Source organism: Bradyrhizobium sp. CCBAU 11357 (assembly GCF_028128865.1).
Lineage (GTDB): Bacteria > Pseudomonadota > Alphaproteobacteria > Rhizobiales > Xanthobacteraceae > Bradyrhizobium.
On record NZ_LBJW01000100.1, the window covers coordinates 129,263 to 153,560 of the forward strand.

Annotated in this window: 21 protein-coding genes and 1 tRNA gene; 7 read left to right on the top strand and 15 right to left on the bottom strand. The window is 63.1% G+C overall.

The features are described from left to right. Window positions 1–73 precede the first annotated feature (73 nt). The gene (locus tag XI05_RS18465; protein WP_271504204.1) at window positions 74–5,278 is read right to left on the bottom strand and encodes an alpha-2-macroglobulin family protein; all 5,205 of its coding nucleotides are present in this window, start codon (window positions 5,276–5,278) and stop codon (window positions 74–76) included. A gap of 418 nt (window positions 5,279–5,696) precedes the next feature. Between XI05_RS18465 and XI05_RS18470 the strand changes: the two genes are divergently transcribed. The 7 genes from XI05_RS18470 to XI05_RS18500 all read left to right on the top strand — a co-directional run bounded on the left by XI05_RS18470 (window position 5,697) and on the right by XI05_RS18500 (window position 12,190). Then, window positions 5,697–5,773: transfer RNA gene (locus XI05_RS18470), tRNA-Arg, on the top strand. Between the two features lie 228 nt (window positions 5,774–6,001). Beyond that, entirely contained in the window at window positions 6,002–6,355 is a 354-nt protein-coding gene (locus XI05_RS18475) for a hypothetical protein (RefSeq protein WP_271504205.1), read from the top strand. 88 nt (window positions 6,356–6,443) lie between these two features. Further along, entirely contained in the window at window positions 6,444–8,066 is a 1,623-nt protein-coding gene (locus XI05_RS18480; protein ID WP_271504207.1) for a recombinase family protein, read from the top strand. Window positions 8,067–9,024: 958 nt separating this feature from the next. Next, window positions 9,025–9,369: a hypothetical protein gene (locus XI05_RS18485; protein WP_271504209.1), complete on the top strand. Its 345-nt coding sequence runs from the start codon at window positions 9,025–9,027 to the stop codon at window positions 9,367–9,369. A gap of 1,046 nt (window positions 9,370–10,415) precedes the next feature. After that, a complete protein-coding gene (locus tag XI05_RS18490) occupies window positions 10,416–10,802 on the top strand; it encodes a hypothetical protein (RefSeq protein WP_271504211.1) in 387 nt (128 codons plus the stop codon). A 284-nt stretch (window positions 10,803–11,086) separates the two neighbouring features. Further along, entirely contained in the window at window positions 11,087–11,431 is a 345-nt protein-coding gene (locus XI05_RS18495; protein ID WP_271504214.1) for a hypothetical protein, read from the top strand. 3 nt (window positions 11,432–11,434) lie between these two features. Continuing rightward, complete coding sequence (locus tag XI05_RS18500) at window positions 11,435–12,190, top strand: DUF2867 domain-containing protein (protein WP_271504215.1); 756 nt, start codon at window positions 11,435–11,437, stop codon at window positions 12,188–12,190. Window positions 12,191–12,326: 136 nt separating this feature from the next. Here the strand turns inward: XI05_RS18500 and XI05_RS18505 are convergent, their stop codons facing one another. From XI05_RS18505 to XI05_RS18570, 14 genes are all read right to left on the bottom strand, one after another. Next, window positions 12,327–12,566: a hypothetical protein gene (locus XI05_RS18505; protein ID WP_271504217.1), complete on the bottom strand. Its 240-nt coding sequence runs from the start codon at window positions 12,564–12,566 to the stop codon at window positions 12,327–12,329. A 128-nt stretch (window positions 12,567–12,694) separates the two neighbouring features. After that, window positions 12,695–12,928: a hypothetical protein gene (locus XI05_RS18510; RefSeq protein WP_271504219.1), complete on the bottom strand. Its 234-nt coding sequence runs from the start codon at window positions 12,926–12,928 to the stop codon at window positions 12,695–12,697. Next, window positions 12,870–13,121 (bottom strand): hypothetical protein, encoded by a 252-nt coding sequence (locus XI05_RS18515; RefSeq protein WP_271504220.1) that lies wholly within the window; start codon window positions 13,119–13,121, stop codon window positions 12,870–12,872. The genes XI05_RS18510 and XI05_RS18515 overlap by 59 nt, the downstream gene beginning before the upstream one ends. A gap of 5 nt (window positions 13,122–13,126) precedes the next feature. Continuing rightward, the gene (locus XI05_RS18520) at window positions 13,127–13,645 is read right to left on the bottom strand and encodes a hypothetical protein (protein ID WP_271504224.1); all 519 of its coding nucleotides are present in this window, start codon (window positions 13,643–13,645) and stop codon (window positions 13,127–13,129) included. A 56-nt stretch (window positions 13,646–13,701) separates the two neighbouring features. Then, entirely contained in the window at window positions 13,702–14,451 is a 750-nt protein-coding gene (locus XI05_RS18525) for an NlpC/P60 family protein (protein ID WP_271504226.1), read from the bottom strand. A 37-nt stretch (window positions 14,452–14,488) separates the two neighbouring features. Further along, complete coding sequence (locus XI05_RS18530) at window positions 14,489–16,894, bottom strand: hypothetical protein (RefSeq protein ID WP_271504228.1); 2,406 nt, start codon at window positions 16,892–16,894, stop codon at window positions 14,489–14,491. A 29-nt stretch (window positions 16,895–16,923) separates the two neighbouring features. After that, complete coding sequence (locus XI05_RS18535; protein WP_271504230.1) at window positions 16,924–17,514, bottom strand: hypothetical protein; 591 nt, start codon at window positions 17,512–17,514, stop codon at window positions 16,924–16,926. A gap of 13 nt (window positions 17,515–17,527) precedes the next feature. Then, complete coding sequence (locus XI05_RS18540) at window positions 17,528–19,822, bottom strand: hypothetical protein (protein ID WP_271504232.1); 2,295 nt, start codon at window positions 19,820–19,822, stop codon at window positions 17,528–17,530. Further along, on the bottom strand, window positions 19,822–20,634 hold the full coding sequence (locus tag XI05_RS18545; RefSeq protein WP_271504235.1) for a hypothetical protein: 813 nt from the start codon (window positions 20,632–20,634) through the stop codon (window positions 19,822–19,824). The genes XI05_RS18540 and XI05_RS18545 overlap by 1 nt, the downstream gene beginning before the upstream one ends. Next, window positions 20,634–22,649 (bottom strand): hypothetical protein, encoded by a 2,016-nt coding sequence (locus tag XI05_RS18550; protein ID WP_271504237.1) that lies wholly within the window; start codon window positions 22,647–22,649, stop codon window positions 20,634–20,636. Before XI05_RS18550 ends, XI05_RS18545 begins: the two co-directional genes overlap by 1 nt. Then, window positions 22,650–22,880, bottom strand: a complete 231-nt coding sequence (locus tag XI05_RS18555) for a hypothetical protein (RefSeq protein ID WP_271504239.1) — start codon at window positions 22,878–22,880, stop codon at window positions 22,650–22,652. It lies immediately after the preceding gene. 95 nt (window positions 22,881–22,975) lie between these two features. Then, a complete protein-coding gene (locus tag XI05_RS18560; RefSeq protein WP_271504241.1) occupies window positions 22,976–23,338 on the bottom strand; it encodes a hypothetical protein in 363 nt (120 codons plus the stop codon). A gap of 14 nt (window positions 23,339–23,352) precedes the next feature. Further along, window positions 23,353–23,787, bottom strand: a complete 435-nt coding sequence (locus XI05_RS18565; RefSeq protein WP_271504243.1) for a phage tail tube protein — start codon at window positions 23,785–23,787, stop codon at window positions 23,353–23,355. A gap of 84 nt (window positions 23,788–23,871) precedes the next feature. Continuing rightward, entirely contained in the window at window positions 23,872–24,285 is a 414-nt protein-coding gene (locus XI05_RS18570; RefSeq protein WP_271504245.1) for a hypothetical protein, read from the bottom strand. Window positions 24,286–24,298 lie beyond the last annotated feature (13 nt).

Genomic DNA, 24,298 nt, shown 5'->3' on the forward strand with positions numbered 1-24,298 from the left:
CTCGAGATTCCGGGTCTGGTCCTTCGGACTATCCCGGAATGACGAGATACTTCGTTGGCCTCGCTCATCTCACTCACTTCGCCGCCCGCACCTCGACACTGCCAGTGCCGGTCCGCCCATAGCGCGAGGGGTTGTACATGTCCTCGACATAGGCCTGCGGCAGCACGTATTTGCCGGGCGAGACCGCGCGCACGACATAGGCGACGGTGAACACCGACTTGGAATCCGAGGCCCGGTCGACGGCCGCGGTGAAGCGGTCGTCGCGGAACTCGGTGTCTTCAGGCTCCTCGCCGTCCTCGATCCAGTCCAGCGTGCCGCTGTCGCCCGACGAGACCAGCTTCGGATTGTCGATCTCGAGACCGGCCGGCAGATAGTCGGACACCATGATGTGGCCGTACTCGGGCTTGGCCTCGGTGATCTTCAGCACCACCGCAAAACGCTGGTTCTGCTTGACCTTGCTGATGTCGGCTGGCTTGCCGTCGAGCGTGAAGTAGCTGCGCTCGATCTTGAAGCCGTTGGACGCCGCCGGCTCCGGCGTCACCGGTGAGCCCGAGACCGAGACGACCGCCTGCACCGGCGCATCGCCGGTGTTGGTGATCTTCAGCGGCTTGCCGCTCAGCGTGTCCGCCTTGTAGCTGCGATACAGGGCGGTCTTGACCGGCTGGCCATCGACCTCGATCGAGAGGTTCTCCTTGGCGAGCGCCCGCGCCGCCAGCACCAGCCACGCATTCTCCTGCGTCGAGGTGTAGGGCGTCAGCCCGCGGGCGGTCTCGACCCGCGACACCGCTTGCGTCAGCGTCGCCCTCGGCGCGTTGCCTTCACTGGCGAGCGACACCAACGCTGCGGCATCGCGCAGCTGCGAACCGTAGTCGGTGCGGCCGAATTCCAGCGCGGGCTTGGGCGCGAGGCTGTCGAGCGCCGCGCCATAGACCCGCTCGGCTCGGTTGCGATCGCCGACGAGAGCGAGCGCCGCCGCGAGCTGCGACTTCGCGATCGGGGTCGCGAGGTTGCCGAGCTTGGTGTCGGCGAGATAGCGGAGATCGCCGATCGGAGCTGCGCCGTTACGCGCCAGCACGTAGAGGCCGTAGGCGAGATCGCGGCCACCGTCCTTCTCCGGCTCGTTGGCATTGACGACGGAGTTGCGGATGCGGTCCAGCGCGTTCTTGAACAGCACGTCCGGCACCACAAAGCCCTTCTCGCGGGCGCGGGTGAGGAAGTCCGTGACATAGGCATCGAGCCAGGCATCGTCGCCGCCCGCCGACCACAGGCCGAACGAGCCGTTCGAGCCCTGGCGCGCCAACAGCCGCTCGATGGCGTCGCGGATGCGCTGGTCGACCTCGTTATCCATGGCGAGATGCGCGCCGGCCGCGAGCTCGTTGACATAGAGCAGCGGCATGGCCCGGCTCGTGATCTGCTCCGAGCAGCCATAGGGATAGCGGTCGAGCGCCTTCAGGATCGTCGCCGCATCGAGCGCGGTCGACAGGCTGGCCGAGACCGAGACACTGCCGGTGCCCGGCACGAGGTCGGAGAACATGTCCGAGGTCAGAGTCAGGCTCTCGCCCTTCGCGAGCGTCCGGATCGAACGCCGCGCCAGAATCTGCGTCGCCGCCTTGACGTCGAACGCATAGTGACGCGCCAGCGCGAGGCCGTTCGGCCCCTTGATGTCGACATCGAGCGTCGCCTGCCCCGCTGCGGTCGCATCGAGCGCAAGCGAGAACGAATTGCGCTGCTTGGCGGCGAGCTTCACCGTGGTTGCGGGATTGCCGGTCATCTTCACCGGACCGCCCGCCTTCACATTGATGACGTAGTCGCCGGCCTGGCCCTCGACATTGTCGATCTCCAGATTGACTGTGCCGTGGTCGCCGTTGAGCAGGAAGCGCGGCAGTGTCGTGGTCAGCACGACGGGATCGCGGATCACGACGTCGGTGTTGGCGCGGCCGAGCTTGGTCGCGGTCCACGCCACCGCCATCACGCGCGCGGTGCCGGCGAACTCCGGAATGTCGAAGCTCACGTCCGCGGTGCCGTCGGCGGCGACCGTGACGATGCCGGAATAGAGCGCGAGCGGCTTCTGCGTGGGCGGCGAGCCCTGGAGCTCACCCGCACCGGCATCGCCGCCGGACTTGATCTGGCCGCGCGTGCCGGACATGCCGTCGATCAGCTGCCCATAGAGATCGCGGATCTCGGCGCTGAGGCGGCGCTGGCCGAGATAGTAATCGTCCGGCGCGGGCGGCTTGTAATTGGTGAGGTTGAGGATGCCGACATCGACGGCGGCGATGACGATTTTGGCGTCCTCGCCCGGATTGAGGCCGTCGAGCTTGACCGGGATCTTCAGCGTGGAGTTCGGCCGGATCAGCGAGGGCGGCGACAGCTTCACCTGCAAGGTGCGGGTCTGCTTGTCGATGCCGAACCATTTCAGCCCGATCGCCCGGCCCGGCATGCGCTGGGCAGCCGCATCGAGCGGACGACGCAGCGTCGCGACCACATAAGCACCGGTGCCCCAGTCCTTGCCGATCGGGAGCTTCACCTGCGCGGTGCCTTCCTTGACGTCGATGGTCTGCGTCGTCAGCAGGCGGTCGCCGAGCACGTTGACGGTGAGCTTGCCGGCGCTGCGGACGTTGACCGAGACCGTCATGGTGTCGCCGGAGGCATATTGCGGCTTGTCGACCGAGGTCTCCAGGAGGTCCGGCGTGTCGGCGCTGCCGTCGGAATACCAGCCGACGTCGAACTGCACCGAGGTCACCGGACCGTCGGCATCGTTCGACTTGACGTCGAGCCGGTAGCGGCCGGGCTGCGGCGTGAGCGAGATCCGCGCCGGCTTGTCGGCCGCGATCGTGACGTCACCGTCGGCGACGCGGGAGGTCGACTTGACCGGCTCGTACTCCCAATAATTGTTCTGGCGGTACCACTGGTAGCGCGATTCCATCTTCAGGAGCTCGTAGCGCAGGCCCTCGCGGCGCAGCTTCTCGCCTTCCGGCGAGGCGAACACGAGGTCAAACTCGGCCTTGTCGCCCTCAGCGACGTTCTTGTCGCCGAACAGCGGCTTGATGCCGATCTGCGCCGTCGCGGGCGCGACCGGGAGCACGATCTTGCGCTCGACGGCGCGGCCGCCGGTCTCGACCATGCGGACGAAGATCTGCGCCTCCTGCGGACGCGTCGAGGCCGGTTGCTTGTCCAGCGTCACCGGGAAGGTGGCAACACCATTGGCGTCGGCTTCGGGCAGGCTCTCCAGCGGCGTGCGCTCGTTCGAGGTGGTTTCCTCGTCGTCGACGCCGAACTTGTAGCCGGCAAAGCCGGGCCGCTCGGCCGCGGGCGCGATCAGCATGTCGCCTTCGAGCTGAAGGCCTGAGGCCGGTGCGCCATAGAGGAAATGACCATCGGCCTTAAGCTCCACTGGAGCGTTAGCTTTGATCAGCTTGTCCTTGGCGGACAAGTCGAATTCGATCCGATCGGGCACGTAATCCTCGACCATGAAGGTGGTTTCGCCGACCGAAGCCCCCTTCGGATCGGTGAAGGCGCGCACCCGCCACGTTCCGGTGGGAACAGCCGAGTTGAGCGGCACGGAGAGCGTGCGGCCGCCGGCGCCCAGATCCGCCAGCACGGCGCGACGATATTCGACGCCGTCGGGGCGCTCGACCACCAGCGTCATCGGACCGCCGGTCACGGCATTGCCCTGCCCGTCGCGGAGCAGCGCGGTGAGGAAGACGGTCTCGCTGGAGCGGTACACGCCACGCTCGGCATAGACGAAGGCATCGGCGCCGGCGGGCGCCGCGCGGCCCGAGACGCCGCGGTCGGACAGGTCGAAGGCCGACGTCTTCAGGCTCAGGAAGGCATAGTCGGCCTTCTCGCCGGTGACCGTGAGCATCGCCGGCGACAATCCGCCCTCGCCGCGCGCAAGGCCGGCCTCGAACAGCACGTGACCGGTCTCGTCGGTCTTGCGCGTCGCCAGGATCTCGTTGTTGCGGGCGACCAGGCGCACCTCGGCCTTGCCGACCGGATCGGTCGACGCCAGCGAATTGACGAAGACATGGATGCCGTCATTGCCGGAGTAAGCGGAGATGCCGAGGTCGGAGACGATGAACCATTGCGTGGCGAGTTGGTAGTCGTCATCCGAGCCTGGGCCCTTGGCCGCTGCCGTCATGACGTAGACACCGGGCTGCAGTTCGCCGAGCGCCTGATCGACCGGGAATGCCGTGGTGACGTCCTGGTTCAGCGTCATCGCGGTCGCAAGCTCACCCGACCAGACCTTGACGCCGCGCTCGTCGCCGAGATCGCTGAGCTGATACTTGGACAGCGTCTTCTGGAAATCGCTGTCGACCACCGTGTTGATCAGGTTGCGGTCACCGATCCTGTAAACGTTGATGTTGACCGCGGGCGTGTTGACGCTGACGACGGGAATGCCGCGCTGGCCGGTCCGCGGCAGCACATAAGCGCGGCTGGTGAAGCGCACGAACGGCTTGCGGTCGCGCACATAGACGTTGAACTCGGCCGATTTCGGCAGGCCTTCCTTCACCGTCGAGGGCAGGCCGGCGCGCAGATTGATGTTATAGCGCTCGCCGTGCTTCAGCCCGTCGACGCAGAGCTGCTTGCCTTCCGCCGACAGCGCCGGCTTGTCCTGGCCCGCCAGCGCCAGGAACGGCGCGAAGTCGGTGCGCTTGGCAAGCTCTTCCGAGAACTGGAAGCAGGCCCGCGGGCTCGCCGAATCCGAGTCCACGGTATAGTCGAGCAGCCGGAAGCCGTGCTCGTCGCGCATCCTCTCATACTGGCCGCGAACGTCGGCGACCTCGCGCATGTCGAGCGACAGCCGCAGCGCATCCAGCGCCGGCCGCCACAGCTTGCGTTCGGCCAGCGCCTTGCCGAGCACGGCGAGCGCGTCGGCCTCCTCGCCCGGATTGCCGGCGCGCTGATAGGCGATATAGGCCGCGGTCGAGGCGCGCTCCAGCAGGAAGGTCTGCTCGCTCGAGCTCTTCGGCGAGATCTGGAAAATGACCTTGGCGAGCCGCAGCCAGTTGCCGGCATCCTCGGGCGTGGTTGCGGCGATCTGGCCGAGCACCGAAAGTCCGGTGCGATTATCATTGCGCCGGAAGGCGGCGTCGGCGTCCGTCTTCAGCGTCGCATTGGTCTTGGCGACCGGTCCCGCCTCGCTCTTGATCTGGGCCTCGAGCTTGATTGCGGAATCGGCGAGGTCGTCGCGCTTGAACGCCTTGTCGGCGGCCTGTGCAGCGACAAGGCCGAGCGCCAGCGCGGCGCAGATTGTGACGGCGCGTACAAGACCGATCATGGAGGACTCCCGGAAAGCGCGGACGAACGCCGCGGCGGCAAATGAAATGCGCGGAAAGGTGACCGACTCAAGGCGATGGAACCGTAAGGTGCAAATCGTCGCATTCGCCATGATAAGGCAAGCCCAGGGAGACCAGCCGAGATACTGCCGCGCACGCCGTCCTGATGGCGCAGCATGACCTGACCAGTCGACCGGCGGCCGTGTCCCGGAAGCTGTTCAGCGTTCCCGGCGATGTGATCCATCGTCCAGTCCGCTGCCGCTCAACCCGGCACCCTGACACCCCACCGTTCCGCTTTGTCGCCGCAGTGAGGAAAACGGTTCGGTTCAGGCTTGGCGAAACACCCAATTTTTCATATTGGCATGCTACATGAACGGCCAGCCGCCCAATCCGGGCGGCCCCAACCGGCCGGCTCAAGACGGTCCCGTAGCTCAACTGGATAGAGTAGCGGATTTCTACTCCGCGGGTTGCAGGTTCGAGTCCTGCCGGGATCGCCAGTCACGACAAGCAAAATACTCAAGCAGAACCAGACCTTGCCCACTTCCGCGGCCGCGCCCGCGCGCGTTCTCATTGGAGAACAAGTGCGGACAAAAGGGGCCAATTGGGGCCATGTGGGGCACCAAATCCCCGGAGAAATCCCCGGAGCGATTCCGCACAGCGAAAGCCGTTAGAAGGAACATTCATTTCCGCCGCGCAGTTGATGTCCGTCGTTTCGGAGTCAGCGTATGCGTTTCTCGCCCTCGATCGTGCCGGCCGATCGGCTCGACCGCGACATCTACCTGGTGCTTGAGGATTTCGGCGCGCGAGCCGGCTGCGCCTGGCGCGAGACCGACGAGGCCGACACGGATCTCGAGACCGTGCTGCAGGACATCATCTCCGGCCAATACGCCTATCCCCTTCGGATCGTCTGCTTCAATCCGGTCGAGGGCTGGTCGCGCGATGCCACGGCCGACGTCGCAGACGCGCTGGCCGAGCGCGCCGCCAACACCGACGCCGAGATCGCGCCAGCGCTGCAGGACTTCATCAACGCCAACGCGACGCTTGACCTGCAGCTCGCGCTGCCCCTTCGCGCTGGATAGAACAATCAATTGGGGGGCAAGTTAGACCTTGCACACGTACCGTCTGCGGCGTCTGATCGGCATCGAACGCGTAGCGTTGAGGCCCTTCATGGCCAACGAACTCGTCATCAGGCGGTCCAGCCTTCCAGTGGCGCAGAGGACGTGCAGAGCTGCCCAGTACGTTCGTATGTCCACCGAGCGACAGCAGTACTCAATTCAGAACCAGGCAGCAGCGATCGCTGCATACGCGCATTCAAAGAAGCTGACGATCGTTCGAACTTATAGAGACGAAGGCGAAAGTGGTCTTTTGATCAAAAATCGAGCCGGTCTCATTCAGCTCCTGGAGGACGTACAAGCGGGAGAAACCGATTTCGGCCATATCTTGGTCTATGACGTGAGCCGCTGGGGCCGCTTTCAAGATGCGGACGAGAGTGCGCATTACGAGTTCATCTGCAAGCGAGCCGGCATCAGAGTGAACTATTGCGCGGAGCAGTTCGACAACGACGGAAGCATGCTCGCCAGCATCGTCAAGAACATCAAAAGAGTCATGGCGGCGGAGTACAGCCGAGAGCTTTCGGCCAAGGTCTATGCTGGACAATGCCGATTTGCTCGACTGGGTTACAAACCTTGCGGCAAAGCTGGTTATGGTCTGGTGCGAGAGCTCGTCGACGAGAAGGATCATTCAAAAGGCATTCTTAAGAATGGGGACCGCAAGTATCTCACCACCGATCACATTCGGGTTCGCCCCGGCGATCCACGCGAAGTCGCAATCGTGAGATGGATATTCACTCGCTTCTTGGAAGTGAAATGCGAAACGGTAGTGGCATGGGAGCTTAATAAGAATGGGGTGCCGACCAGAACAGGAAGACCTTGGACACGTGTTATGGTCGGAGCCATTCTCAGAGATGAGACTTACATAGGCAATCTGATCTTTAATCGGCGGTCGTGGAAGTTGCGTCAAGTTCGCAAGTACAATCCTCCTGACGAGTGGATCCGAGCTGAGAGTTGCCTTGATCCGATCGTCGATCGCAACCTCTTCTTGCAAGCGAACAAATTTATTAGCGAACGGCGTGTTGATCTGTCCGAAGAGGAAATGATCTTTCGCTTGCGTCGAGCTCTGCTCGAAAATGGCCGCCTCAGTGTAAGCATCATCGACCGCACGCCGGGCCTGCCCTGTGCTGCAACATGTCAGACCCACTTTGGCAGCATGCGAAATCTTTACCGGCTGCTTGGTTTCACCCCGAAGCGAAACTATGAATTTCTGGAATCACGCCCGCTTTGGGCCGAGCAAAAGACGAGGCTCGCGTCTCGTATTAGAAGCGCCGCTAAGCGCGCTGGCTACCGCGCGAGCACGGGCGGATGGACCGACACATTGCGCGTAAACGGTACCTGCGTTTCAGTTCGGGCGGCACGCTGGACTCCTCCGCAGGAAAAAACGCATGCTCCGCATTGGACCATTCAATGCGACGCTCATGTTCCCGCGGGGTGGATCGCCGCCATACGACTTACCGAACACAACAAAGGCATTCTCGATTACGTGTTATTGCCTACCGATGGTAGGGTGAAGAGAACCATAAGGTTCACGGATTCGGCCCGCAAGCGCCACGATATCGCTTGTTTTGAAACAGCCGATGCCCTTGTCAGAGCGATCATAAGGCGGCTAGCCAAGAAAGTGCCTTCCCGAGCCAAGCCGACGCCGACGAGCAGAGAAGCGAGAAAACGGCAGCCATAATCCATGAGCGGCCGCGTGCGGCACTGATCGACCGCAGATATAAGAACGCGCCCAGCAGCGGCCCGTAGTTTCTCCTGAAGTCTCCGTTGAGTTTCGCAATCTTCGACAGTTCGGAAGACACAACTTCATCGGACATCGTGCTGGTCCTTGATGTTAGAGCCAGCGCCCTATGAACCACTGTTTTGCCCGACGGAGCAATCAATTTCGGACTTTCAAAATACGGGCAGCACCCGCAAATGTAATCAGACGGGACCCGGAGAGGGTTTGTCCGGGTCCCTAACATCCCGGAACAGACGCCTTCCCTCTAAGGCCGCTCGGAAATTTCCTCTATTCTATGTCGGCGACCATGGAAGTTTCATTTTCGGAACCGGCGAAAGGAGTCGCTTTTCCGCCTTTTCCCGATTAAATTTTTATTCACCGGGGCTGGCTGCATATTTCATAGACGCGGGCCGCAGCGAATGAACCTCTCGCTGCGGCCTTCGTGTGTGTGTGTGTCTAGCCCGCCAGTGTGAACCGGCCGCAATAATGTACAGCTGGTCCAAGTATTCCTTGCGACCCGCCGCGAACTGCTGAAGGTTCATGGCGATGCCAAGAACTCGCTAATGACCATCGACGACAAGGACGCCGAGGAAGTCGAGCGGGAGCGAGAACGGGTCCGTAGGTTCGTGAGCTCGTGAGCCACTGGATCGCGTCGAAACCCATCCGGGAAATCCGCACGCGGACGGCCTTCGATGTCGGCTCTTGGCCCCCTCAGCCGAAGTCTCCGGCTTTCAGCCGGCAGACCGCTTTTGACCCTTAGCAGACCAGAGATCGATCTTGTGGTAAGACTTTCCCAGCCCAATTTGGCCGAACGGGTCAGCCCCAACTCTGCGATGCACAACATTCGTCGCCTTTCAGGTCTGCTATTTCTCGCAGCATCACCAATTGCTCACGGTACGCAGCGAAGCGAGAACTGAGCATGACGGAGTTTTTGGCGATCATTGCAGAATACGCCCGTCAGCCTCAGGTGCAGGTCTGGTTTCTTGTCGGCAGCATCGTGGGCTCGATCTTCGGTCTCTACTTTCGGAAAAGCGCTGGGCCGCCGATAATGAGCGCTCTGGTTTTCTTAGCTCTCTTATTGCCCGCGCGGTTCTTGACGCCCCCGACGTGGTTCACCATCACCTACGCTATCCTTTTTATCCTGACGGGTTTCGTTGGCTTCTGCGCCGGTTGGATACCCGGACTAGTGCTTGGTCACGTTTGGGGCCTCTTACTGGACCGCACGAAGAGACAGGCAGCATCCCAGCCACCACACGATGACTAGCCCTTTCAGCATGTCAGCCAGAGCCTGCGACTTCCGCTGCTGGCCCGAAGCTGACAGCGATCACGGGGCAAGCGGCGCTAGCTTGAGTATGGACACCTGGTTCAAGGTTGTGACATATTTGTTGCGCAACCGCCGAAATGAGGCCGCTCGATGGATCGCTTACCGTACGTTCTGATGGTCGCCACAGGAGCGATGCTTGGCGTTGTTCTGGTCACGTTTTTGATGGGGAGATCAGCTGGCGATATTCTCTATTCGGGAATTTCCACAGCCGTTATCTGGGCAGTTGTTCACGCTGGCTTCTTGCGCTGGAGAGGCCTGCCGCTCGACATATCCTTGCGCGAGTATAATCGCCACTGCGATCCGGGGACAGGTTGACAAACTGCGGGGAATGAAACGCACTCGTGACTATGGGGGGCCGCCTAACAAACAATTGAAATCGGCAGCTTGCCCAATCGACTAAGATGGCACTGCATGACCGAGTCTCGCGAACCGAGAAGCGTGCGTCCTGATCCTCCACCCGAAGGGGTGGTACGATCCGACGTGAGCGGCGCCATCAGTCCGACACATGATCAATCGCCCATCGGGTGGCAACCACCTCTAACGACAAAGTGGGAGCGAGCCATCCTATGGGCCGCTATAGCTGCTAGCGTGCCCATTGGAGTCTATTTTAAAGGTTCGGCTTATCTCGGCGGGATGCTACTGGACGGTCTTTGGTTGGGGCCGTTCCTTTATCTGTGGGCAGAGAAGTATCGTTCTTCACGCAAGCAGTAAGCCGCCATCGCCTCTTTACTCCGATGTCGCTTGTTGGCCCATCTGCGAAGTTGCGCTGCGTCTCACAGAGGTCTGCTTATCGCGGCAGAGCGGACCAGATTTGCTCAACCTGAGTTCTTCGCATTTTGACCCGAAGCGGACGTCACATCGTGGCTAAATCAACGTCGCTCGGCCACAGGCGCGGCCAACCGATCGATACACTTTGAATTTGGTTCTTAAGTGCGCCTAAGCTAATACTCGCGTACCGGTTGAGTATGTCATCTTTGAGCTTCTCCATGTTTATCAGGTTTGTTGTACACGAAATCGATAGCAGTTCGCGGCGACGGCAAGGTCTATTTCGGGCCGTGCAGGCTCTTGAGGACTCTGGCGGGCTGACCGTCGAGGATGCCAAACACCTCAGTTCCATTTGCGGCTGGTTTGACGAGCATCTGCGCGAACCAGAACGCTTGGCAATTTCCTCTCACCACCATGGAAAGGCCCAGGCAATAAGTTGGTTCAAAGACACCGCCACAAACCACGTCGCAAAAATGCGACAATTAGCAGAGGTGCTGGTGCGCTACGGAGTGCCAGTCGAGATGATAAAGACTAAGCGATTAGGGTACATTCTGTACGAAGATGAATTTCAAGTGGCGGCGTTTCCATTTAACGACACGCCGACGTAGTCGGAGGCAGCGAACCACGATAAGGGCGTAGTGGAAGCGCAGAGGCAGTATTCATGAGCGAAAATCTCGACATGGCCGAGCGGTGTGCTCAGATTTCAGAGACAGTAAATGATGAAACCGTCCGGTCGATATTTGCCCGGATGTCTCAGCTGTATCATCAGTTGCACGAGCAAGAGGAAAGGCTTGCAGATTGGAAGAGGCAGCAGGCTCCTTCTTCAACAATTGATTTTATATTCAAGAAGCCTAGGGGTTAGCGCAACTGGGGCTCGAAGTGAGAACTCCGCATGACGGAATTGTCTACGATCATTTCAGATTACGCCCGTCAGCCTCAGGTGCAGATCTGGTTTGTTGTCGGTATCATCGTCGGATCGATCTTCGGTCTCTACTTTCGGAAAAACGCTGGGCCACCGATAATCAGCGCGCTGGTCTGTTTAGCTCTCTTGTTGCCCGCGCGGTTCTTGACGCCCCCGACGTGGTTCACCATCACCTACGCTATCGTTTTTATCCTGACGGGTTTCGTTGGCTTCTGCGCCGGTTGGTTGCCCGGACTACTGCTTGGTCACGTTTGGGGCCTCGTATCGGACCGCACGAAGAGACAGGCTGCATCCCAGCCGCCCAACGATGACTAGCCCTTGTCCGAAGCCAGAGAGACCGCGACTTCCGCATTTGTTGCGCCGCGTCTGACGGAGGTCTGCTCATCGGGACAGAGCGGACCAGATTTGCTCGACCTGAGTTCTTCGCATTTTGACCCAATTGCGACATGTGCGCCGCAGGATTGTTGCGATGCAGAGCGCGTGGATATAAGAAAGGACTACGGCGGCAAGATCGTCCGCAAGGCCAACCGCTACGCCCCTCCCCAGCAACTGGTACCTCATCGCATGACCAAAGCGCGCGCCGTCCCCATGCCTAGCAACAGCGTGCTTGCGCCGCTTTACGCGGGCGCAGACCTTTTGGACGCCTTTGCAGTTCAACTGCCGGCGGGGGTCAGCGATGATGTAGAGGAGCTGGCACGCGCCGCGCTCGAACGACAGGCGTGGTGGATTCGTGCGCTCACGCGTGTCCGAGATGTGGTGATGGCGACAGTCGCCGTCAAATCGTCGCGCGCCGTCGGTCTTGCCGCAGCGGCGCGTGGGCCGGTTATCGGTTTCTTCCCGGTGCTCTCAAAGAGCGCGACGGAGTTGGTAGTGGGCGCGGATGACTGGCATCTCGACTTCCGCGTCGCCATCCAACTTCGCGCCAATGCAGCAAATGGGCGCGAGCTGGTCGCGGGTACCGTGGTGCATTGCCATAACCGACTGGGGCGTATCTATCTTACGACGATAGCACCGTTTCATCGCGTGATAGTGCAGGCCAGTTTAGAACAGGCGGCAAGAGCGATGAAGATTTAAGCATGCTTTTGGTGGTCGCGACTGGCTGTAGTCGGCCATTTGCGGTCGACGAACGAGTCTGCTTCTGGCCCTTAGCTGAACAAGGCTGAGCCGATCGAATTGTCGGCTGTCGGCGGCAAAGCGGACGCGAGGGTCTTCATTGCCGCACCACCGGCGCCGCCTGGCCGCGCTCGAGCACGCGCACTCGCGTCTCATGATCGGCGAGCAACTGCTGCTGCGCCGTCGTGAGTTGCCGCAGCGATTTGATCTCGCCGGCCTGCTCTAGCGACTGCTCGCGCATCGAGTCGATCTTTTCGCCGATGCGGTCGATGGTCGACAGCGCCCGGCTGCCCATCATCAGCGCGATCGGCAGGATCAAGCTGGTGGCGACGATCATCGCCCCGCGCGCCCACAGCGTAAGCGCAACACTGTTTGCGAGCTTCTCGCCCGCCGTCTTCTCGTGATCGGCCATGCCGTCGCGCGCCCCCATATTCGATGCGATGTGATGCGTAGAACCGAAGCGGCCTAAGCCGCCGCGCGCGAGCGGCAGACGCGGATCTGATCGCGCAGCTGCTTGTAATCACCGACCATCAGGCGAAGGGCGGAGTCCTTCGGTAGCGCCTGCAGCTCTGCAAGGGCCCTGTCCTGCGTCGCCGCGTCGTATTCGTTGATGCGGGGGCAGATGGTCTTGACCACGACCTCAGAACTGATGGGATCGCAGGCTGTCAGCAACAGCATCATCGGAAGGGCGGCGAACATCGTCCATCGCATCGATCGTCTCCACGGTTTCAGCATTGACCTTCGCCGCGACCTCGGCCGCGCCGGCTTGCTTGAGGGCCTGGTCGGCCTGGTAGTCGTTCCAGAGATCGAGCAGGAACTTGGCGAGAGCGCCGAGCAGAAGCCCGGCGCCCTCCTTGGCCAACCATGCGGTGAGCGCGCTGGTGGTGATCATGGCGGCTACGCTGCAGCCGCGGGCGCGCCGCTCGGCGTCGCCGGATTGTGAACGTCGAGCGCAATCGCCTGCGCTTGCGCCACAGCAGGCTGCTGCGGCAACAGGTCGAGAATGCGCTTCTGGATTGTCTCCGGCGTGAGGCCGAAAAACTTCAGCGCATCGGGAATGGCGTGCAGCGCCGTGTTGGCTGCAACCGCGAGCGCGTCGCTGCCGACCTCCACCTTAAGGCCTTGCACCTTGACCGCGCCCTTTGCGACCAGGCTCGAGGCCTGGCGGTTGAGGAACGCAGTCAGCGCCTCGCGGTGCTTGGCCTCGATGTCGATGTTGAACTTGGCCTTGATGGTCCAGGACACCCAGCCCACCAGGGCCGTGATGCCGGCCGCGACGGCGCCGTTGATGGCGTCGACCAGGCCGCCAGTGAAGGCCTGGCCGACGTCGATGGTGGCCGCCTGCACCGGCGCGGCCGCGAATGCGGATAACGACAGAACGGACGCGGCAAGGACCGCGCTGAAACAACGCCTCATGGTTCACCTCTTCTGGTTTGTGATGCGCGTAGAGTCCCGCTACGCCCGGAAATTGTTTAGGCCTCGCTCTTCACCGGCTTGCCGGCGGTGTTGACGATCGGCAGCGCGACCATGGCGACGGACGCCGGAAGCGGCGCGCCCTTTGGCCAGTAGAAGCCGAGAAACACGTCGGGACGGTATGGCGAGACATTCACCTGGTCGTTCTGGTTGCCGCCGCAGCAAGCGAGTGCGCCCTCCCTGGTGCGGCCCGCGATGAAGGTGACGTGGCCGCCGCCGTTGCGCGTCTTCACCGCAATAGCACCGACGGCAGGACCGGCCAGGCGCACCACAGGCTCGGCCTTGGTGTCGGCATAGGACAGCGCCCACAGCGGGCGGCTCGAGGGTTTTTCGCCGGCCCGGGACAGGCAGAATGACACCCAGCCTGCGCACCACGGCGTCGCATCATGCTGGTAATCCCGAGCGACGGACTGAATGTCGGCGACGAGCTCTGGATTATCGGCGTTTCCTGCACCCTCCTTCAACCCGAGATGCGCAAGCGAGACAGCAAGCCATAGCGGGGTCGCGGGCGGCGCCGACACAACCGGCCGATCGAGCAGCTCCGCGGTCGCGGCATCGACGACACCAGTGACCGGGAGCCCGGCGCGTCGCTGATATTCCTCGACAGCCGCGTCGGTCTGCTGGCCGAAATAGCCCTTGCCAGTGAGGGGATACCCGCGCGCTTTCAGCGCGAGCTGGATCTGCTTCACCGCGTCGCCGCTCGCGCCCATGCGCAAGGGTGCCGCGGCCACAAGAGCTGCGATCGTCATGGTCCTTTTCCTTCGTTTTATGCAGGCCGCTCCGGGCCTAGTGCACCGCTACCGACAACCCGAAGATCGGAATTACCTTGGTGTTGAACGTCTTGACGCGTGCCGCAAAGGACGTCCCTGGCGTGCAGGACGTGTCGGCGGTTTCGGCGATGGTGCGGCCGCCCTGACCGTTGATTGATACGGTAGACAGCGTCGCCGACGACCAGTTTGTGCCGCCGTTGCAAGTCACCTCGGCAGTCAGGTCGGTGTTGAGCGTCGGAGCGGCGGCAGGGTCATAGTCGAGCAGCACGCGCCCGAACGACACGCTCGAGTCCGCGGTCTGCGACGTCGTGACGAGGGTCATGTTGCTGGTCGTAGCAATGTAGAACGTAAGCTCGCCGGCCCAGGCATTTCCGCTCGCCGTGCCGCTGGAATAAATCACGCGCCAGTAGCGGTGCGCCCCAGCGCTGACGGCAAGATCCTTGACCACCGATTGAGATGTGCCCGCCGGCAGGGTGAAGGTGTCGGCGGTCGTGAAGCCGGTCGTGAGACTGGTGTCGCTCCATTGGATGGCGAAAACGACAGAATTGCCAAAACCGTTGGTCGACGCCGTGATCATGCGAACGCGGCGAATGTCCTTGGCAGATCCAAGATCATAGGCGGCACGGAGGGACGAGGTGATCCCGCCCGGATCGGCGGCCGGCGTCGAATCATTGCCGTCATAGAGCTGGGCTTGCGCAGCGCCGCTGCCCGCGAACGTGAACGTGGTGTCGACGGCGGTCGGCGATTGGGCAACGAACGGCTGCGCCGGCGCCACGTAGCCCGAGGAGGTATTCACCGAATAGTTCGAGGAGCTGCCTGTATTGACCCCGTCCGAGGCCTTATACCCGTCGGCAAAGGAATAGAGCCCCCGCCGATAGCTCGCCAGCGCCTTGGATTGCTGAATGCGGTCGATCAGGCCGTCGCGGCGGTAGGTGTCGGCTATCGCGACGGTGCCGGACGTTGTGATCGGCCCGCCGGTGGTCGTGAAGCCGTCGGTGTTAATCTGCGTGACCGTGCCGCCGCCCCCGCCGCCGGAGCCGGAGCCGGTGGTATTGCGCCAGCGCGAGGTGCTGCCGTCGTATTTAAGATGCGCGGCGGCTTTCGATGCGAGAATGAAATCCGCGCCAAGGTCAAAACGGTTAGCCGCAGTCGAGGACGCGCTGCCGTCCTTGAGCGTGATTGCAAAAGCTCCGGTGTTGAACAGGAACAGATCGCAGCCGGCGACGCCGCCGGCGATGCCGGTGATGTTGCGAGCCGCGTCCGAATTGACGATCAGCGTCGAGGTGGTCGCGCAAACGACAGAGGACGGATTGTAGTCGTTCTGGTCGGCCGTGATCTGGGCCGGCGTCGACTGTGTCGAGTCACGGCGCGCGCCGGTGAAGTTCGCGACGCCGCTGATGGTCGGCCCGGAGAAGGTGCCGCCGGTGACGGTCTTTCCCGTGAACGTCAGCGCGGCCGGCAACGATATCGTCGGAGCACTCGACACGCCATCACCGTTCGCCACCGTGATCTCATTCGCGGTGCCGCCGATGGTGCGGCATAGCCAGGTATCGGTCGCACTCCGGATCGCAAGCCCGGTGCAGGACAGACCCTCCACGGCGCCGAGGTCGTTGGCGAGCGTGAACGTCGGATCGCCGGCGACGCCGGCCGGATTGGTGATGGTGAAGCCCGCCGCCGGCGCTACCAAGCTGCGCTGCGCCCAGGTGTCGGCCGCGGTCCGGACCGCCAGGCCCGTCGAGGTCAAGCCCTCGAGCGCGGCGAGGTCGTTAGCGAGAACAAAGGTCGGATTGCCGGCCGTGCCCGCGGGATTGGTGATCGTGAACCCAGCTGCGGGCGCGGTCAGCGTCCGCGCGGCGCCCGTGCCGGCGCCGGTATAGGCCCAGAAGCCGGCGGTCGAATTCGCGGCCAGCGCCGCCAGATCGGCATCATAGGCCTGAACATCGGTTCCGATCACGACGCCGAGCGTCGCGCGCATCTGCGTGTTGGTCGTATTGCCCACCAACGTCCGCGCCAGCGCGGAGAAATCAGCGACGGCTGCGCTGCCGGATCCCGTGAAATATGGCACCTTGTCGGCCGCGCTGGTCAGGCCGGCCAGAGCAACCAGCTCGGCGTCCCCGACATTCAAAGTCCCGGCCACAAACGAGAGCATCCCGCCGATCGTCACGGGCGCCCACGTATTTGATCCCGACCGATAATAGATCGTGTTCGTTCCCGACAAGGCTGCGAGCGCGTCGAGATCGGCATCCCACGCCTGTACCGCGGAGCCGATCGTCAGGCCAAGCGAGGCGCGCGCTGCCGGAGCAGTGCTCGCGGCGGTGCCACCCTTGCCGATCGACAAGGGCGAAGTGCCAGGGCTGGTTTGCGCCAGCGCCGGCGTCCAAAGGAGCGCGAGCGCCAGCGTGATGATGCCGCGAAGCTTCATGTTTCAGTCCGTAGGTTGTGGTGAGACGATCAGATCCAGCCGCTGCCGTCTTCGAGCGGCGTCAGCTTGATTGAGCCCCCGTTGGAGTCGATGACGTAGGACGTGCCGCCCATGATCGTCTTCGACGTGCCGCGCGAGGTGATGGTGATGTTGTTTGTGGCGGCGTCATATTTGCCGTCGACAATCCGGACCGGCCGCCTCGTCGTCGCAGGATCGGGGATGGAGGCCGGCGTCGCCGCGCCAATTGTCTTCCTGACTACGATGATATCCGCGTCGTCCGTTTCGACGGTCACCGTTCCGGCGGCGGTATGCACACGCTGCGTCAGCCCTTCCGCTACCGCCTCGGAGCCCTGCGCGAGCCCAATACCGACATAGCGCCTCGTCTTGGCGTGACCCCCGAGTGTCACGGCGATCTGGTAAAAGCCGCTCACGCAAAAGAATCCAGCGTCGCCATTGCCATCGGTCGTCAGGGGATTGCCGATCGGCGACGTGCTGGCGCGGTCGCTGTAGAGAGAGGCAAGCGGCTGCCCCGGAACCTCTAGCCTGACCTCCACGGTGGCACCAGGCACCACGTTGCCTTGGTTGTCCGTCACGGTGATGTCGTAACGCGGAAGTGTCATCAGCCCAACCCCCTCAATTGATCTGCGGGCCGCGGATATCGCCGGCGCCGAGCGTCAGCGTGATGAAGCTGATGCCATCGATCGCAGTGCCCGCGGCGCCACCGGCTCCGGCCAAGCCGCCACCGGATCCGCCGTTGCCCGCCAGGCCAGGACCGCCGCCGCTGCCGCCAGCGCTGCCGGCAACGCTGCCGGAGAGCGACCCGCCAGGGCCGGCCGCGCCGCCGCTTGCAGAGCTGCCGGGAGAGCCGGGGCCGCCGGGTGTGGCAAGGCCGGCATTATTGCCGCCAACACCCCCAGAGCCGCCGTTCGTGCCGGCGCCGCCACCACCACCACCACCGCCGCCGCCGCTCCAGATCTTCCCACCGCCTGAGGCATCGAGCGCCACCGCTTGTCGTGTGTAGAAGGCGCGACCTCCAGGACTCCCGTTACCACCACTCGTCGGATTGTTCGGGTTTGCGGCGCCATTACCGCCGACACCGCCGGTGCCGCCCATGCCCTGCACCAAGCCGTTCACGACGATCGCAATGGTGACACCAGCCGGCCAAGAACCGACATCGAACGCCGGCAATGCCGTCGACGTCGAGCCGATGATAACGCCGGCATTGATCGTCGCGGTGACGATGTCGCCAGCTTGCGGCGCCGGGTAGATCGAATCGTGGGCAGTCCTCAGATTGACGTTGAAGGTGTTGGCATCGAAGACGATCTGGCGGTTCGACAAGTCCTGGTCAGGCGCGCTCCACAGCATCTCCTCCGCCTCCACCGTGAACCTGTCTGGCCCCGGGTTCACGCGCGTCGTCTGGATCGGAATGTTGCTCTGCGCCCCCGCTGCATCCTGCACGCAAACGGATTCGACGCGGTAGCCCTGGCCGAGCTCAACATCCGTCTCGGCGTAACGCGCGGTCGCAAAGGTCACCCGGCGAGGCGGATCGCGAAAGCGGCCGATGAGGATCTCGCCGAGCCGATCGGCGACAGTCCTGCCGGCCTCCGGAATCCACCGCGAATAGATGACCCTGATCGCCGGCGATCCATAATCCGCCTCCGCATCCTCGTCGATGATGAGCGACGTGGAACGGTAGTTGTCGAGGTTCGAAAGCGGCTTGGTCGGATCCTTCTGGCCGAAATAGACCTGCACGCGCGACAGCCTCTGGTCGGGCTGCTCCTTGAGCGTCAGCGACTTCTCGAGCGTATTGTCCGGTGTGAAGGTGTTCGCATCGGTGAGAACGCCGTGCAGAACCTTTAGGCGGACCTTCTGAGCGACATTGTCATCCCAGATGGCGAGCCCCGCCTGCTCGGCCAATTCGGACAGCAGCGTTGCCACCGAGGTCGGCTCGCAAATGGTCGCCGTGTAGACCGTGCCGAGATAGGCTGCGGTTTCTGCCTGCCATTCCGCGAGGTTGATGTAGCTCGCCGGCACGCCGGCGTAATTCACCATAAGATCGTAGGCGATGTTGGCGACGTCCTGCCCCGAATATCGGAGCACCCGCTGGACACGATCTTGAGCCTTGTGCGTCGTGGCGGTGGTACCGAGTTGTCCTCGAACCACCGTCAGCGTGTTGCCGACGCGTGACGTGAGCTGAACGATCTCGTTGCCGCCGATGCAGAGATAGTCGGTTCCACCGGTCGGGTACTCGGCATTGCCGATCCCAGATGGAAGTATTGCGATGGAGGTCGTGACGGCCGTGATGTCCGCCGACAGATAACCATTGGAGAGCGCCGGCGCCTGTGCCCGATCGCCGTCGGCGAACTTCAGCACGTCCTTGGCAATGATCGTGTACTTCCCGTCCGGCGTCGGGCCATCGAAACTGTCAACGACGAAATGGCGCCTCTCCATGTCGGCAAGATCTTGACCGACGACGCCGCTGATCCAGCGCAGGCTGCGGCCGCGCAAAAACGGCTGGCGGGCGCGGAATTTGCCCCAATAGGTCCCTTGCGAATAGGGATCATAAGCACGCTCGGTGCGATACTTGTCGTAACCCTGCCCCGTGTCGGAGTGCGGATGGTCGCGAAACGTGATCGTCAGCGACGCACGCTGGCCAAGGTTCTTGCCGAGCGAGACCGTCGCCGGCGAGAACTCGACGGACAGGATCGATGGAATGCAGTCGATCTCGCGCGGCAGGTACTCGGCCGGCTTGGCAAAGCGAAGTGTCACCTCCGACGCGGAGAAGTGCGCGCGATCCTGGCAGGTCTTGACCGAGTTGAAGCACTTTGCATCGCCCGTGGTCGGGATCGATGCCGTGCACGGCGCGACGCCATAGGTGAGCGAGCAGATCGAAAGATCGATCTCGACATAGGTCAAGGACTGCGTCATCAGACGACCCCGCTCACCTTGAGATCAAACGCGATGCGGTTCGATGGTCCGGTCGGAACCGGCATGGGGTCCTCGATCGTCCAGCAATAGCCGATCTCATAGGGATAGCTTTGCGGTCTCCAGCCGAAGAAAAACGGCGTCTCGGCGGCGACAGCGAGGAATTCATCACCGCCGTGGTCGCGATACCATTTCGGCGACAGCAGCGAGAGCGGAATGACCGTCTCGCGCCAGGCGCCCAGCACGATGCGGCCAAGGAATTTGCCGCTCTCGCTGCGGCCGCTCTGGACGTTGACGCGGCGCGCCTGCGTCAGTGGCGTATGCCCGACATAGATCTTTCGCTCCAGCACCAGAAGCTTGCCGACATACATGACCGCCACCCGCGGCAGCACGCCGGCGGGAGCCTGCATATAGAGTTTGATCTGACTGAATGACTGAGCCGTGAACCGGAACAGCGCCGGGCTGTCGTCGGGCAGCAACACGTCGCCAAGCAGCGTATTGCCCAAACTATCCTGGATGCTGACCGGGATCTGCTGGCTGCCAAAATTGTGGCCAGCAATGGCGACATAGTCGAGCGCATCGACGGTGTCGACCGTCACCGTGAGATATTGCCCGCCATCGCCGATCGACCTCCATTCCAGATGCGTAGCCGGATTGGCAACATTCGACGCAGGATGATCGGGATCGGCGAACGTCGCGGAAATGTTGGTCGGCGTCACGATGTTGCGCCATCCGATCACGGGATGATCGAGCGTGACCGGAAACTCCGGCGTCGCGTCGGTGAGGACGAAGTTTTGCGAGATGACGAGCGACATCAGGCCGGCCTCACCTTCAGGACATAGCCATCCGCGAGCATGTCGTTGAGGCCGTCCATCGTCTCCCGCAGCCATTCGCGCGTCGCGCCAGCACCCATCGCCAGGTTCACCACGGTCGGCTGAGACCCGGAGCCGCGGCGCGGATCGGCCCCGCCCTCGCCCGGCCGCCAGATGTCGACCTGCTCGCCCGGCGTTGCCATGATCGGCACGAATTGCGAATCCGCGCCGCCGCTGCCGCCGACCGTGAACGAGCCGCCGGTCTTGAAGCCGGTCGGTACGCTCTGGCTCTTGATCTGCGCGACCAGGCGCGCGCCCTGCGCCAGCACGGCGGCCATGGCGGCAAGATTCGCCGGGAACGGCAGCTCGAGCGCCTTGGCGGCGCCGGTGAACATCGAGATGGTCGCCTGGATAGCGCCGAACACCTGCGCCGCCTTGGCCATACCGGCGCTTTCCTTGCCGAACGCGCCTGCGATGGTGGCGAAGCTGCCGGCGATCGAGGCCCCCGCCTGCCCCCAGGTCGCCTGCGCGGCCTCCGCGATCTGCTTCTGACGCTCGCCATAGGTCTCGAGCGAGATGACGCCGGCGGCGTACAGCTGGTTGAGCTGCGTCATCTGCATGTCGAACTGCTGCACGGGGTTGAGCGCCATCACCGTCGCCTGCGCGCCGGCCACCTTCATCGCCGCCATGGCGGCGGCATCGCCGGCGGCCTCGATCTTGGCGCGCAAGGCCTCGGTCACGATCACGTTCTGCGACTTGGCGATGGCGTCGGCCTGCATCACGATCTTGAGCTTTTCCTGCTCGCCGATCGTCTTGCCGATCGCCAGGGCCTCCGCCTCGTGCCCGGCCGTCGCCTTGGCCTGCGTCGCCAGAAACTTCTCAACCGCATTGGTCGAGGTGTCGGCCGCACTGACAATCGGCGCCGCGGTCAAGGCCCACGCCTTGCCGTATTCCATCACCTCGCGGTTGAGCTGCTTGATACCGAGCGCCTGGCTTTCCCAGGAGAAGGTCGGGATGTCAGACCACAGCGACGACACGGTCTGCTTCAGCCCGGTAAAGGCCTCGCCGGTTTGCGCCGCGCCAGCCTTCATCTTCTCGAACGCCGCCGAGACCTCGCCGGAAGCGAGCAGGCCGAACGCCGCCTTGAGATTGGAGGCGGTCGCGAAGATCTGCTGCCAGGTCGTGACCAGCGTCACGCCGACCGTCACCAGCGCCTTCATGGTGTTGGCGAGCGCATCGCCGACCGAATTCCACAGCTCGGTGTTCTTGCGCGTCTCGAGCATCACCTCCGACAATTGCTCGAACGAGGGCAACATCTTCGCAGTCACCGTCATCACGATGCCCTGCTTGATGGAGTCCATCCGCTTCAGATTGTCGTTGAAGGCCTCCGCGGCCATGGTGGTCTTTTTGTCCAGCACCAGGCCGAACTTCGCCGCCTCCTCGCCGGCCTGCTCGAGTCCATCCCGGCCCTGGTTGAGCAGCGGGATCAACGCGGCGCCGGACTTGCCGAAAATCTGGATGGCAAGATTGGTCTTTTCGGCGCCGTCCTTGTAGAACGCGAACTTGTCGGCGACGTCCTTGATGACGTCGGAGGAGCTGCGCAGCGTGCCGTCGTTGTTCTTGACCGACACGCCCATCGCGTTGAAGGCGTTCGCAGCCGGGCTCGCGCCCTCGGTCGCTGCCGCCACCATGGCCTTGGACAGCTTGCCCATGGACTTGCCGAGCGCCTCGGTCGAAACGTCGGAGAGATCCGCGGCGTATTTGAGCTTGGACAGCTCCTCGGTCGACAGCCCGGTCGATTGCGACATCTTGTTGAGCTGGTCGGCCGCCTCGATCGCGGAATGCACTTGCGAGGTGACCGCGATCGCGGCCGCGGTAGCCGCCGCCGCGGCGGCCGCGAAGCCGAGCGCAAGCTTGCTGCCAAAGCTCGCAAGCTTGCTCTGCGATTCCGAAAGACTCTTGTCGAGGCTCGACGTATCGCCGCCGAGAATGACGCGGAGCTGTCCGATCACCGACATCTAGGACACATCCTGCTTCGCAATGACCTGGCCGCCAAAAGCCTGCGTGAGCAGCTTTGCGACGGCCTTCATGTCCTGCCAGCTCTGCCGCTTGCGCGGCTCGCGCGGCATGCGGGCCTGCAGCCGCCGTAGCGGCGGCGGCTTTTTGCTTCGGCGCAGCTCCTCGGCGGTCCACACCGACCAGGCGCGCTCGTTGTGCTCGCGGATCAGCCGACGCTGGTGGCCCGACATGACCACGACGATCTGGCGCGGGGTCTTGCGCCAGAACGCATCGTCATCGAGCCCGAGCGAGATCCACTGCTCGAGGAGGCCGAGCCAGTCCCAATCTACGGGGTCTGACTCGGCTCCGGAGGGTTCGCCGGCGCCGCCTCAGTCAACGTGCCGAACGCACCGTTGAAGGCGCGCACGACCAGGCTGCAGGCCTCGACCGGATCGAGCTTGGAGAAGTGCCGGCCGACCTCCTTCAGCTCGAGGTCGGGATACATATCGAGCAGCCCGGCCCAGAACATGGTGCGGATCACGCCAAGCCCGAACTTGTCGGGATCCCGCATGTCCGCCTCGATCGCCCCCATCTTCTTGCCGAGCTGCTCCTCTAGACGGAACAGCGCCTCGGCCGAAAACGAGAGCGTGCGCCGTTCGCCATCCGACCCGACGAACGGCACCTCGCCCTTCAATGGATTGCCTCCCATGACCGGCGCTCCCGCTAGACCTGGACCAGGATCGGCTTGCCGGTCACCTTGAGGGTGACAGCGGCCGACATCTTGTCGTCGATCGGCGAGTCGGGCTCGTAGCCGGTGAGAATCGCCGCAAAGCTGAAGTAGGAACCATCCGGGAAGATGATCTTGCGGTTCTTCACCGCGAAGCGGCCCTGCAAATCCAGCTCGGCCATCAGGCTTGCGGCCTCGACGCTATCGGGAACGAAGTTCATATCGAACGACACCTCGCCGCCGTCCTTGAGACCGGCGATGAACTCGCGCCAGGCTTCCGGCGACAGCTCGTGCGTGGCCTCGACCGTATCGCGCGACAGCGCCGGCGGAGTGATGCCGACCACCTCGGCAAAGGTCGCGAACACTTCCGGCGTGGCGCCGTTGCCGGACTGGAAGAGCGTGCTCCAGCCGAGCGTTGCATCGGTAGACATGCGGCAAATCTCCTGTTGATGCCTTCAAGAGCCGCGTCAGGAATGACGCAGCAAAGTGGAGCGGAGAACGACCCTCGCGCTTGCTTAGCCAGGGACACCCGACATGGTCGGATTAAACGCAAGGACGGTGGTCGACTTGGCGACGCCGATCGGGGTGAAATATTCGCCGGTGCCGACGTCGGCGAGCGGGCAGATGCCGCCGGGCGTGTCCGACAGGTAATAAGTCACGCCGGCAGTGAACACCGCGTTCATGGTGATGTCGCTTCCGGGCCGCGCGATCTGCAGCGGCTGCCCGGCCGACGCTCCATTTAGAGCCACCCCGCGCACCACGCGCGCCGCGGCGGTCGGCGCATTGGAATCCGACTTGAAGTACTGGCCGGAGGTGGCGTCACGATAGACGAGCTGGCCCGCGGTGATCGCTTCGCCGGCGGCGCCCTGCTCGGTACGCGCGCCGGTGTTGGCGAGCACAGCAGATGCGGTAATCACGAGATCGACCATTTCAAGTCTCCTT

Excerpts from the sequence above, each read along its gene's own strand:
- XI05_RS18465 (WP_271504204.1), bottom strand. The coding sequence starts at position 5,278 with ATGATCGGTCTTGTACGCGCCGTCACAATCTGCGCCGCGCTGGCGCTC.
- XI05_RS18475 (WP_271504205.1), top strand. The coding sequence starts at position 6,002 with ATGCGTTTCTCGCCCTCGATCGTGCCGGCCGATCGGCTCGACCGCGAC.
- XI05_RS18480 (WP_271504207.1), top strand. The coding sequence starts at position 6,444 with ATGGCCAACGAACTCGTCATCAGGCGGTCCAGCCTTCCAGTGGCGCAG.
- XI05_RS18485 (WP_271504209.1), top strand. The coding sequence starts at position 9,025 with ATGACGGAGTTTTTGGCGATCATTGCAGAATACGCCCGTCAGCCTCAG.
- XI05_RS18490 (WP_271504211.1), top strand. The coding sequence starts at position 10,416 with ATGTTTATCAGGTTTGTTGTACACGAAATCGATAGCAGTTCGCGGCGA.
- XI05_RS18495 (WP_271504214.1), top strand. The coding sequence starts at position 11,087 with ATGACGGAATTGTCTACGATCATTTCAGATTACGCCCGTCAGCCTCAG.
- XI05_RS18505 (WP_271504217.1), bottom strand. The coding sequence starts at position 12,566 with ATGATCGTCGCCACCAGCTTGATCCTGCCGATCGCGCTGATGATGGGC.
- XI05_RS18510 (WP_271504219.1), bottom strand. The coding sequence starts at position 12,928 with ATGTTCGCCGCCCTTCCGATGATGCTGTTGCTGACAGCCTGCGATCCC.
- XI05_RS18515 (WP_271504220.1), bottom strand. The coding sequence starts at position 13,121 with ATGATCACCACCAGCGCGCTCACCGCATGGTTGGCCAAGGAGGGCGCC.
- XI05_RS18520 (WP_271504224.1), bottom strand. The coding sequence starts at position 13,645 with ATGAGGCGTTGTTTCAGCGCGGTCCTTGCCGCGTCCGTTCTGTCGTTA.
- XI05_RS18525 (WP_271504226.1), bottom strand. The coding sequence starts at position 14,451 with ATGACGATCGCAGCTCTTGTGGCCGCGGCACCCTTGCGCATGGGCGCG.
- XI05_RS18530 (WP_271504228.1), bottom strand. The coding sequence starts at position 16,894 with ATGAAGCTTCGCGGCATCATCACGCTGGCGCTCGCGCTCCTTTGGACG.
- XI05_RS18535 (WP_271504230.1), bottom strand. The coding sequence starts at position 17,514 with ATGACACTTCCGCGTTACGACATCACCGTGACGGACAACCAAGGCAAC.
- XI05_RS18540 (WP_271504232.1), bottom strand. The coding sequence starts at position 19,822 with ATGACGCAGTCCTTGACCTATGTCGAGATCGATCTTTCGATCTGCTCG.
- XI05_RS18545 (WP_271504235.1), bottom strand. The coding sequence starts at position 20,634 with ATGTCGCTCGTCATCTCGCAAAACTTCGTCCTCACCGACGCGACGCCG.
- XI05_RS18550 (WP_271504237.1), bottom strand. The coding sequence starts at position 22,649 with ATGTCGGTGATCGGACAGCTCCGCGTCATTCTCGGCGGCGATACGTCG.
- XI05_RS18555 (WP_271504239.1), bottom strand. The coding sequence starts at position 22,880 with ATGTCGGGCCACCAGCGTCGGCTGATCCGCGAGCACAACGAGCGCGCC.
- XI05_RS18560 (WP_271504241.1), bottom strand. The coding sequence starts at position 23,338 with ATGGGAGGCAATCCATTGAAGGGCGAGGTGCCGTTCGTCGGGTCGGAT.
- XI05_RS18565 (WP_271504243.1), bottom strand. The coding sequence starts at position 23,787 with ATGTCTACCGATGCAACGCTCGGCTGGAGCACGCTCTTCCAGTCCGGC.
- XI05_RS18570 (WP_271504245.1), bottom strand. The coding sequence starts at position 24,285 with ATGGTCGATCTCGTGATTACCGCATCTGCTGTGCTCGCCAACACCGGC.